Here is an 11654-nt window from a genome sequence, read left to right on the forward strand (position 1 = left end):
CCAGGGCCCCGGCGCCGGTCGCGGCCTGCCAGAACCCGAAGTCGGCCGCGCTCGCTCTCGGCCCGCGCCCTGGGTGGCAAGGCGTTCTTACCGCGCTCAGGAGGACGGATGCCCAACGCCACGGCCGCGACCACGATGTACGTCAAGGCGTCCAGGAGAAAGACGAGAGCATCGCCATGCGCTTGCACCAGCACGCCCCCGATTGCCGCGCCGACCGGGGATGCGGCGGCCATCAGGGCCTGCTGGGCAGAGACGAGTTGGCCGATCCGGTCGTCGCCCACGGCCCGAGCGAGCACCCAGGTCCAGGTCGGGTTGGCGACGGCAAAGCCGAGCTGCAGGGCGATGACCAGCGCATGGGTCGCCGGGAGCGAGTCCGCGAGCGCGAGGCCGATGCACGCAGCCATCTGCACCACACTCGCTAGCGGGATCATCAAGCTCGCGCCGGCCCGGTCAAGAGCGCGGGCAATCTCCTGGGTCCAGGTCTGGTAGAGCACGCTGCGGACCGCCTGATCGACGGCGCGATAGGCCCCCGGCGGGATCGCGAAGTCGTCGGCGGCTGCCAGCCAGGGACGTTCGCGCCCACCGGTGGACTCCTCGCGCCGGGCGAACCGGTCAGCCCGCCAGCGACCGCCCGATCGCGCGGAAGGCGTTGATGGTCGCGACCAGCTTGTCGGCGTTCTGCGGGGTCGGCCAGGAGGAGAGCTTCACGCCCACCAGCCCGGTCGCAAACTCGACAAAGATCATCTGCCCGTGGATGCCCAGACACAGCAGGTTCGGCCCGGAATCCCCTGGCACGAACCAGAATTGGCTGCGATACCACCCGCCAGGCAGGTAGGGCTCGTTGACCGACGCAGCGAACGCCGCGCGCACGTCGGCCGGCGGGTATGCCGCATCCGTCACCCACCCCGCCGGCAGCACCTCGCGCTCGCCCACCCGGCCGTGGTTGAGCAGCATCAGCCCGAAGCGGCCGAGATCGCGCAGGGTCGCGGACATACCGCCGTCGTGGACTGCACAGCCGAGCGGGTCGGCGGTGATCTCGGCGTCGTGGAAGGCGCCCATCGGCCGCCAGATCCGCTCGCCGATCAACTCCGACATGCGTCGCCCGGCGGCGCGCTCGACGATCCACCCGAGGACATCGGTCTCGATCGAGCGATAGTCGAAGGTGCCGTTGTGGGCGCGGTCGCGCGTCATGGTCAGGATGTAGGGGTACATGCCCAGCGGGTCGCCGTGGTTGCGCGGCGCCCAGCCCATCGACCGTTCCATGACACGGACCTCGGCGTCGGGGTCGAGATAGGCCTCGCTGAACTTCACCCCGGAACGCATGTCGAGGACGGTGCGCACGGTCGCGCCGGCGTACCCGCTCGTGGCGAGTTCGGGGACATAGGTCTCGACGGGGGCATCCGGATCGAGCAGTCCAGCGCCGGTGAGGCTGCCCGCGACCGCGGACACGACGGACTTGGTGCAGGACATGATCAGGTGACGTCGACGCCGCGTCATCCCGCCGGCATACCGCTCATCGACGATCGCCCCCTTGTGCAGGACGAGAAACCCGTCGGTCTCGGTCGCGTCGATGAGCGCGTCTACCGTTGTGGCCCAAGGCGTTTCGAGCCGTATGCCGCCCACCTCACCGAGCGCTTCCGGCAGCGGGCGCGGCTCGTCGGTGCCCTCGATGACCTGGCTCGGCATCAGCTCGCGCATGTGCTGGAAGGCCCAAGAGTGGTGCGGATCCTCCTGCCAGTTGGCGAGCGTGACGAGTGGGGCTTGCGCACCCAGCAACTCGGCAGCGGCGCCGACGGCCTCCCACGCGGTGCCCGGCTGGGGGTGGTAGTAGCTGTGCTCGGTCAGGACGGACGGCTCACTCACGCCTCTCAGACTACGAGCCACTACTCTTGCGGCCCGTGCCGACCATTGTGTTCTTCCACGCCCATCCGGACGACGAGGCCTCGCAGACATCGGGGGCCATGGCCCGTGCCGCGGCCGAGGGCAGCCGCGTCGTTGCGGTCTTCGCGACCAACGGCGAACACGGGGAAGTCCCCGACGACCTGGCGCCCGGCGAGACACTGATCGACCGTCGCCGCATCGAGGCGGAGCGCTCGGCGGCGGCTCTCGGGGTCGCCCGCGTCGAGTGGCTCGGCTACTCCGACTCGGGCATGACCGGCTGGGAGCAAAATACCCACGCCGGGTGCTTCCATCAGGCCGACACTCGCGACGCTGGCCTGCGACTGGCCGCAATTCTCGACGCCGAGGACGCGGACATCGTCGTCGGCTACGACTGGCACGGCGGCTACGGCCACCCCGATCACGTCAAGGTCCACCACGTCCTGCACGAGGGGGCCCGGCTCGCGGCGCGGCGCCCGCGGGTGCTCGAGTCGACGATGAACCGCGACATCATTCGCCGGCTGTATGAAGGCGCCAAGGCCGCCGGGCTCAGCGACAGCGACGCGTTCAACCCGGACGCCCCGATGGACGACGGCAACCCGCTCGGTACTCCCGAGGCCGAGATCACCTGGCAGGTCGACGTCGCCGACTTCCTGCCGCACCGCCGCGCGGCGATGGAAGCCCATCGCAGCCAGAAGACCGACATCGAAGGCTTCCTCGGTATGCCCGAGGAGATCTTCCGCGCCTTCTTCGCCACCGAGCACTACATCGAACCGGCGTATGCCGATTCCCCCGGCATGCGCGCTGGCTGGCCTTTCGGCGCCTGAGCCGCACAGAATGGCCGTCCCGGACCCCGACGGCCAGACCGGTGGCGGGCTCGGCTACCGTGGGAGGTGCCGCAACCACCGGGGGATGATTCGGCATACGGACTGGGGAGTCTGGTCGCCTCGGGCGGCACGCAGCGCAGGACGGAACGTCCTGCCAAACCCTTCGAATCTCGACATATCGGCCATCCACGGCCGCCATCCCCGCTGGCACCCTTCCACTCATCGACATTCCGCAACGAAGTGGGAAGGGAAGGGGCATTCCGATGGCGGTAACAACCACCGAAGCAACATCGAGTGAGGGCCTGCACAAGGGCCTACGGCAACGGCATTTGACCATGATCGCCATCGGCGGCGTCATCGGTGCGGGCCTGTTCGTCGGGTCGGGGGTGGTCATCAACGAGACCGGCCCGGGCGCCTTCCTCACCTACGCCCTCTGTGGCGTGCTGATCATCATGGTCATGCAGATGCTCGGCGAGATGTCCGTCGCACGCCCGACCACCGGCTCGTTCAGCGAGTATGCCCGCGAGGCGCTCGGCCCATGGGCCGGCTTCTCCGTGGCCTGGCTCTACTGGTACTTCTGGGTCATCATCGTCGGCTTCGAAGCCGTGGCCGGCGCCAAGATTCTCCAGTACTGGATCGACGCCCCCTTATGGATGATGTCGCTGATCCTCATGGTCCTCATGACCGCGACAAATCTCTACTCTGTCAAGGCTTTTGGCGAGTTTGAGTACTGGTTCGCCGGCATCAAGGTCGCGACCATCTTGATCTTCCTGGTCTGTGTGAGCCTCTTCGTCATCGGCATGTGGCCGGGCGCCAGCTTCGACTTCAGCAATCTGACCGCGCACGGCGGCTTCTTCCCCAATGGCAAGTCGATCATCTTCGCCGGCATGGTCACCGCGGTCTTCTCGATGGTGGGCGCCGAGATTGCCACCATCGCCGGCGCGGAGTCCGACGACCCGGAGCGCGCCGTCACCAAGGCCACCCGCTCGGTTGTCTGGCGGATCTCCCTGTTCTTCGTCGGCTCGGTCTTCCTGCTCGCCGTCATCCTCCCGTGGAACTCCACCGAGCTTGGCGCCTCGCCGTATGTCAGCGCCTTCGAGAAGCTCGGCGTCCCCCACGCGGCCGACCTGATGAACGCCGTCGTCCTCACGTCGGTCCTGTCCTGCCTCAACTCCGGCCTCTACACCGCAAGCCGGATGCTCTTCACCCTCGCTCGTCGTCACGAAGCCCCGCCGCAGGTCATGATCGTCAACAAGCGCGGCGTCCCCACCTACGCGATCTTGATGTCCACCGTCGTCGGCTTCCTCTGCGTCATCGCCGCCTACCTCTCGCCCGACAGGGTCTTCAGCTTCCTGATCAACTCCTCCGGCGCCGTCATCCTCTTCGCCTACATCCTCATCGCCGCCTCGCAATACGTCCTGCGCAAGCGCCATGACGCCGCCGGCCGCCAGCTGAAGTTCAAGATGTGGGCCTTCCCCTATCTGACGATCGCCACGATCATCGCGATGGCCGCGATCCTTGTCTCCATGGCGATCCGCGAAGACACCCGCTCCCAGATCACCCTCGGCCTCATCTCGTGGGCCGCCCTGCTGCTGGTATTCGCCCTCACCAAGCCGTATCGCACCAAGGCCCGACCCGAGCTCGCGGTCGACGCCGAAGCCCGATGAGCGTGTCGGGGGTGACGCACCACCCGCTCTCCACGGATGCCATCGGCCGGGGCATCACCCTCGACAACTGGGCCGACGCGCCGCACAACCGCTGGTCCTTCCTCCACCTCGACGAGGTGCTGCGGATGCAGGTGATCCAGGCGTCGCCGCATCCGGAACCCCTTGCCGCAGAACCCGATCCGAATCTTCTCCGGCTCGCCACCCCGCGCTACGACGCCACCGGGCGGATCACCGGTCATACGACCGGTGCGGACGTCCTCGCCGACACCTACACCGATGGTTTCGTCATCCTGCACCACGGCCGCATCCGCGCCGAGACGTATGCCGATTCCATGCTCCCCGACACCCGTCACCTGCTGATGTCGGTCACCAAGACCGTGGTCGGCGTCGTCGCGACGACGCTCGTCGACGCGGGCTGGTTCGGCTTCGACACCCGCGTGGAGGAGATCGTTCCTGCGCTGGGAGAGAGCGGATTCGCGGGCGCGACCGTGCGGCATCTGCTCGACATGCGCTCAGGTGTGCGGTTCAACGAGACCTACCACGACCCCGACGCGGACGTCTACCTGATGGAGCACGCGACCCAGTGGCGCAGCCCACGGGCTGACATCCCGGACACCCTGCACGACTTCCTGCTCACCTTGCCCCGCGAGCGCGAGCACGGCGGCACCTTCCACTACCGCTCCAGCGAGACCGACGCGCTCGGGTGGGTGTGCGAGGGGGCGACCGGCCGCCCGCTCGCGGACCTGATACACGACTACGTCTGGGCACCCATGGGGGGTGAGCACACGGCATACGTGAGCATCGACCAGGCGGGCACGGCCATCGCGGACGGTGGCATGTGCGCCACCCTTCGGGACGTCGCAAGGTTGGGAGAAATGTTGCGGCACAGCGGTATTTCTCCATCCGGCCGCAAGGTCGGACCGAGCTGGCTGACCACCGACACGCTGCTCGGGACCGAGGATCTGCGCTCGGCCTTCGCCGCCACAAGCTCGCCGACCGGCATGCCGGGCGGTCACTACCGCAATCAGATCTGGGTGCCCTTCCCCGACCGGACGACCTTCCTCGCGCTCGGTGTGCACGGCCAGATGATCTATGTCAACCAGCGCGCCGCGATCACCGGCGTCAAGCTGTCCTCGTGGCCGACCGCCCAGGACGGCGCTCAATTTTTCGACACACTGGGGCTCTTCGAAACCCTCGCCAGCGCCCTGACCCGATCCGCCCTCGCCGCCCACCCGGCAGCCATCAAGGAGAAGAGATGACCACCCACCCCCTGCGCAATATCTCCGAGATCCGGTCGTTCTACCGGACCAATGACGAGCCGATCTATTTCGTCGGGCCGACGCCCTTCAATCTGCTCGGGCTGGACCGGTGGGTCCGCAACTTCAACTACCTCACCTACTACGACCCGTGGGACGGCCAGCACCCGCGCATCATCACCCCGTCCCAGCCGTATGACGGCACCTTCACCTCCTCCGAGCAGATCACCAACTGGCTGCTGCGCAACCCCGAGCTGCAGGCGCGCCTGAAAGCGCGCGGCGGCAAGCCGCGGGTGATGGCGGTCTTCATCGACGAGGAGACCGAGGAGATCTGCCGCGAGCTCGGCTACACCCTCACCCTCCCGCCCGTCGCCCTGCGCAAACGGCTCGACTCCAAGCTCGAGACCACCCGCCTCGGCAATGAGGCGGGCGCGCCGAGCGTCCCCAATATCCTCGCCTCAGCTGACTCGTATGACGAGTTGCTGGCCCTCGCCGGCGAGGCCGGCCTGGGCAGTGATCTGGTGATCCAGCTGCCCTACGGCGATTCGGGGAAGACCACGTTTTTCGTTGCGAGCCAACAGGATTGGGACAAGTACGCGGAGGAACTCGCCGGGCAGGAGGCGAAGATCATGAAGCGCATCCGCAACACCGCCTTCGCGGTCGAGGGGTGCATCACGCGGCACGGGACGATCGTCGGCCCGTTCATGGTCGACCTTACCGGGTATGAGTCGATGACGCCCTACAAGGGTGGCTGGTGCGGCAATGACGTCTTCCCCGAGACCATGACCCAGAAGCAGCGCACAGCCGCGACGCAGCTCGTGCGCAAGCTCGGCGACCGGCTCGCGCTGGAGGGCTACACCGGCTTCTTCGAGGTCGACACCCTCATCGATCTAGACACTGACGAGGTCTATCTCGGCGAACTCAACCCGCGCATCTCGGGGGCCTCACCGATCACCATGGTCACCGCCGGGGCCTATGCCGACCTGCCGCTCTATCTCTTCCACCTGCTCGAATACATGGACGTCGACTACACCATCGACACCGACGAGATCAACGAGCGCTGGACCGAGTTGGCGGCGATCGACCAATGGAGCCAGCTGATCATGAAGCAGCCGGAAGACGAGGTCTCCTCGATCCTCGCCGCACCCCGCACCGGCACCTGGGCGATCCAGCCCGACGGGTCCTTCGAATACCGCCGACCCGCCCTGGATTGGCACGGCCTGCAGGACGAGAACGAGTTCTTCTTCATGCGGATCTATGGCCCCGGGGATTACTTGTTCAAGGGCGCGGACCTCGGCATCGTGATGGGCCGCTCGCGGATGCAGACCGACGACCCCAAGTCGCTGACTCCGCGCTGCGAGCAGATCGTCAGCGGCATCCGCTCGCAGTATGTGAGCTCACCCCTGACCGAAGCCCCGGTGATCATGCCTACCCTGCTGAACTCCAAGGCCCTCTGACCCCGGCTCGAGGCGTCGCCACACCAGTCGCAGCCTTCTCGCCCGAAGCCACCAGGCCCTTGTTCGCACAGGACGTCTTCCGGTGCGAACAAGGGGGTTCCGGCATCGGGCGGGGAAGCTGTCAACGATCCGGCTCGCCGGCGGCCTCGGTCGAGGTGAGGTGGAGGAGTTCGCGGGCCTTGAGGGCAAGCCAGACCTCGGCGCGTTCGCTCGCGATGGTGAGGTCGCGGCCGAGGATGCCGGAGATCCGGTCTATCCGGTTGCGCAACGTATGCCGGTGCACACCAAGCGCATTCGCCGTAGCCTCCCAATGTCCACCGTGCGCAAGGAACTCCGATGTGGTACGCAGCAGGTCGGCGGGCAGGCCGCTCGTGCGTGGTTCCAGCGGGCGGAGCACCGAGCCGGCGATCGCGGCCAATGTGTCGCGTGACTGCGTGCCGAGCAGCACGTCGAAGATGCTCAACTCCGCGAAGTCAATGATCTGCCCCGGCTGCCCGAGCGCCACGCGCGCGGCGGCGATCGCCTGCCGATAGCTGTCCAACGCGAGCCCGAGCTCGACACCACGGCCTACCCCGGCCGAGGGCAGCCGACCGAGGCTCGCCCGCAGGGCAACGAGCGTCATCTCCGCGACCTCGCCCCGTTCGGCCGCCCCCACCAACACCGCGAGGCCCTTCGAGTTCGCCATCACAAGCGCCGGTATGCCTCGCGCGGCCAGAGCCGCGTCAACCGCTGCCTCAGCCGCCCGCGGCGGTCCGGCGTCCCCGACAGCGACCACGGCCACCTCCCGGTCGGCAGCGAATCCGACATACCGCAGGAGGCCGAGATCGACATCCGCACCGGGGCGCAGGAGTGACCGAAAGAGCATGCGCCGCAGGCGTATTTCCGCCTCATGGAGGTGCGCCGGACGGTCGAGCAGGATCGAGAGCAAGGTCGCCGAATGGCTCACCAGCAGCCGCTGGTTCGAATCCAACTGACGACGTCCACCGACCACCAGATAGCCGCCGGCCTGCTTGGGCTTACCCAGCACTTGCACGGTGAAATACCCGTCGTCGTCGACATGGCTGATCGTCTGCTGCCGGGCCGGCACACCCTTGCCCCGGCGAGAGTCCAGCAGCGCCGCGGCCCGCTTCGCCAGCCGGCCGGCGCCAGCGCCCGCCGAGTCCACAGCCGCACCGGAGCCGTCGAGCGTGACGACCGTTGCGGCCAAGGCCCGCGCGAGCGTGTCGACGACTCCTGCCGCACCCTTGACCATGGCCGCACTCGCGAGCCGCTCCTGATTGCGCGAGATCTGCGCGACCAACGCCACTTGGTCCGCGGTGATCGCGGAGATGACCGCGCGTGAGATCGCCAGGAAGGGCGTCGCGGCCGGGATGGCGAGCACCGGCAGCCCGAACTCATCCCCCGCCTGGGCCAATGCTTCGGGCACCTCCGGGTGGATCATCCCGGTGTCGAACGCGAGACCGGACGCGCCCAGCCGGGCCAGCCGCTCGACATACGCCCGCTGTCCGACCGCGTCGTCGGGCAGGTTGATGCCGAGAGTCATCAGCAACTCGCCGCCGTCCAGCCACGCCGTCGGGTCGAGCAACTCGCTGGTGTGCGCCCACGTGATATCGCGACGCCGCCCGGTCAGCCCGCCGACGATCCGCAGCCCCAGTCGGCCGTCCCCGGCCAGTTGCTCGATGGTGATACCCAAGACCGCCTCCCGTCGTCCATGGAACCTGGCGAGCCGCCAGCATCGTGGCCGCGGGGGCTCGCTGTCCAGTAACACGTGGCGAGCCGCCCGGCACGGGCTCAGGAGCGGCGACCAGTGCGACGGGCATACGCATCCAGGGCATCAAGCACGTCCTGAGCCCGCCAGGTCAGGTTGCGCGCCTTGTGGTCCTGGTCCTGCCTCAGGATCCCCCGATCGAGAAGCACGTCGATGTAGCGATGTTCGTTCTTGCCGATGCCCAGGATCTCGCGGGCGACGGGCGCCGAGATCACCGGGTGCAGGAACAGCCCCTCGGCCAGTCGCCGCGCGGCGGAGTCGGACCTCAGCCCAGTCAGCTGATCCCGCCAGCGCTGGCGGACGTCATCCAAGTCGGCTATCAACCGCGTTCCGTTGTCGACACCGATCAAAGCGGCCCGGGATACGCACGAGACGATCGGCGAAATATCACCGTCCCGGTAGGCGGTTAGCGCGTCGAAGTACCCCTGCGTATCAGCCAAAAGGCCCGAGCTGATCGGGACCGACACCTGGCGCGCGATCCCTCGCGCGCGCAGCATCGCGTGCAGAAAGGCACGTCCCGTGCGCCCGTTGCCGTCAGGGAGAGGATGGATGGTCTCGAACTGGGCGTGGGAGATCGCGGCCTGAGCCACGCCCGGCACGTCCGCGCGGACGCTGAACGACACCAGGTCCGCGATCAACTCGGGCACTCGGTGGGCGATGGGAGGGACAAAGTCGGCATCGTGCGGGCTGCCCATCCCGAACACCGCCCGACCGCCGATCCACACTTGGTCCGTACGCCACCGGCTCGCAATCTCCGGCGCGGTCTGGTGCATCAGCGCGTCGTGCATGGCCAGGATCGCCCCGGCATCCACATTGTCGGCGAGGGCCAAGGCGGCAGTCATCGCGCGCACATTGCCGACGATGGCGCCAGCATGACCCGTCGATGCGCCCGTCAGCTCGGCTTCGGCGATCTTTCGCGCGGACGCGGACAACTGCTCGATCTGGGAGCTCGACGCCGACTCGCTGCGCAGGAGGATCGCTGCGAAAGGCGCGATCTCGCTGCCCTGGCGGGTGTCGAACTCGCGCATGGCGGTGGCCGATTCCTCGGCCTCGGCGCTGACCCGTCCAGGCAGCACTACATCCAAGTCGGCGATCATCGCCGGAACGCTTGCCCGGTATGGACACCCGATCATCACCCGATCACGTCGCGTCATACCGGTGACAGGGTGCACGTCCCAGGGCACATCTTCGTAAGTCACGGCGGGCCAGCCATTGGTATCCGCCGACGATGTATGTGGGCTAGCGGACGACGAACTGAAGGTCACGCCACCAGCATAACCTCACTTATTCATCTAAGTGAGGTTATGAATGAAGCTAACCCTCATTTGGGAGGACATGCCGCGCTGTCTCTGGCACTCGCGGAGGCTGGACGAAATGTCTCGCTGAACCACAAAGCCGCACCATTTCGTCCACTGCCTCCTCGGCACGCCCGGCCTACCGTGGCGGGAACGACCGGGCCATTTCTGGACCCGGGGAGCTGACCCAAGGAGGGGCCATGACGGCGCAACTGGAGACCGCGGCATACGTGGAGACCGACCGGCCGGAGCAGGTGCGCATCCTGCGCACGGCGATCCCCGGGCCGCAGTCGCTCGCCCGCCACCAGCACCGCCAAGGTGTCCTGTCCACGGGCCTCGGCACGACCCTTCCGGTCTTCATCGAGCGCGCGGGCGGCGGCATCCTCGTCGACGTCGACGGCAATCACCTGATCGACTTCGCCTCCGGCATCGCCGTCACGACGGTCGGCTCCAGTGCGCCGGCGGTCGTCCGCCGGGTCCGCGAGCAGGTCGCCCGCCTGACGCACACGTGCTTCCTCGTCACCGAATACGACGGCTATGTCCAGGTGGGCGAGTGGCTCAACACCAACACCCCCGGCGCGCACGCCAAGAAGTCCGCGCTGTTCTCCACCGGCGCCGAGGCCGTGGAGAACGCCGTCAAGATCGCCCGGGTCGCCACCCATCGCCCGGCGGTGGTCACCTTCGGCCACGCCTACCACGGCCGCACCCTGCTGACCATGACGATGACCGCCAAGAATGTCCCCTACAAGGATGGTTTCGGCCCCTTCGCGCCGGAGATCTACCGCGCGCCGCTCGCCTATCCCTTCCGCTGGCCGACCGGCCCCGACCACTGCGCGATGGAGGCGCTCAACGCGCTCGAGGACCTCGTCGTCAAGCAGATCGGCGCCCACAACACGGCCGCCATCGTCATCGAGCCCATCCAGGGCGAGGGCGGCTTCATCGTCCCGCCCGCGGCCTATCTCCACGGCGTCGCGAGCCTGGCCCGCGAGCACGGCATCGTCCTGATTGCGGACGAGGTCCAGACCGGAATCGCCCGCACCGGAGCGATGTTCGCCTCCGAACACGATGGCCTCGTCCCCGACCTGATCGTCACCGCGAAGGGTCTCGCCGGTGGCCTGCCGCTCGCCGGTGTCACCGGCCGCGCAGAGATCATGGATGCCGTCCCCGCGGGCGGCCTCGGCGGCACCTTCGCCGGCAACCCGGTCGCCTGCGCGGCCGCCCTCGGCGTCTTCGAGACCATCGAGGAGCTCGACCTCGTCGCCCGCGCCCGCCAGATCGAGGCGATTGCGCGGCCCGTTCTGGAGGAAGCGGCATACGGCAATGGGTGGGTCGGCGAGGTCCGCGGACGCGGCGCGATGCTCGCCGTCGAGTTCGTCGTCCCTGGCACCAAAGAGCCAGCCCCCGCGGCCGCCGCGGCCGTCATGGCCGCGTGCCACCGCCAGGGCGTCGTCACCCTCCAGTGCGGCACCTATGGCAATGTCATCCGCCTCCTCCCGCCGCTCGTCA

9 protein-coding genes are annotated in these 11654 nt (G+C 67.9%); 5 read left to right on the forward strand and 4 right to left on the reverse strand.

The features are described 5' to 3' along the window. A partial coding sequence (locus PKH97_RS08210) for an MFS transporter (protein WP_324386920.1) occupies nt 1–494 on the reverse strand: 494 nt, incomplete at its 3' end. 118 nt (nt 495–612) lie between these two features. Continuing rightward, on the reverse strand, nt 613–1863 hold the full coding sequence (locus tag PKH97_RS08215) for a serine hydrolase (RefSeq protein WP_324386921.1): 1251 nt from the start codon (nt 1861–1863) through the stop codon (nt 613–615). Nucleotides 1864–1898: 35 nt separating this feature from the next. Between PKH97_RS08215 and PKH97_RS08220 the strand changes: the two genes are divergently transcribed. From PKH97_RS08220 to PKH97_RS08235, 4 genes are all read left to right on the forward strand, one after another. Continuing rightward, complete coding sequence (locus PKH97_RS08220; RefSeq protein WP_324386922.1) at nt 1899–2705, forward strand: PIG-L family deacetylase; 807 nt, start codon at nt 1899–1901, stop codon at nt 2703–2705. Nucleotides 2706–2968: 263 nt separating this feature from the next. Continuing rightward, nucleotides 2969–4372, forward strand: coding sequence for an amino acid permease (locus PKH97_RS08225; protein WP_324386923.1), 1404 nt, complete (start codon nt 2969–2971; stop codon nt 4370–4372). Nucleotides 4373–4383: 11 nt separating this feature from the next. Beyond that, on the forward strand, nt 4384–5631 hold the full coding sequence (locus tag PKH97_RS08230; RefSeq protein WP_324386924.1) for a serine hydrolase: 1248 nt from the start codon (nt 4384–4386) through the stop codon (nt 5629–5631). After that, a complete protein-coding gene (locus PKH97_RS08235; protein WP_324386925.1) occupies nt 5628–7085 on the forward strand; it encodes a biotin carboxylase in 1458 nt (485 codons plus the stop codon). The genes PKH97_RS08230 and PKH97_RS08235 overlap by 4 nt, the downstream gene beginning before the upstream one ends. A gap of 121 nt (nt 7086–7206) precedes the next feature. Here the strand turns inward: PKH97_RS08235 and PKH97_RS08240 are convergent, their stop codons facing one another. Continuing rightward, complete coding sequence (locus PKH97_RS08240; RefSeq protein WP_324386926.1) at nt 7207–8778, reverse strand: PucR family transcriptional regulator; 1572 nt, start codon at nt 8776–8778, stop codon at nt 7207–7209. A 98-nt stretch (nt 8779–8876) separates the two neighbouring features. Continuing rightward, nucleotides 8877–9950 (reverse strand): Fic family protein, encoded by a 1074-nt coding sequence (locus PKH97_RS08245; RefSeq protein ID WP_324386927.1) that lies wholly within the window; start codon nt 9948–9950, stop codon nt 8877–8879. A 398-nt stretch (nt 9951–10348) separates the two neighbouring features. Between PKH97_RS08245 and gabT the strand changes: the two genes are divergently transcribed. Continuing rightward, on the forward strand, nt 10349–11654 hold a 1306-nt coding region (gabT, locus tag PKH97_RS08250; RefSeq protein ID WP_324386928.1), incomplete at its 3' end, for a 4-aminobutyrate--2-oxoglutarate transaminase.

This window comes from Nostocoides sp. (assembly GCF_035343835.1).
Lineage (GTDB): Bacteria > Actinomycetota > Actinomycetes > Actinomycetales > Dermatophilaceae > Nostocoides_A > Nostocoides_A vanveenii.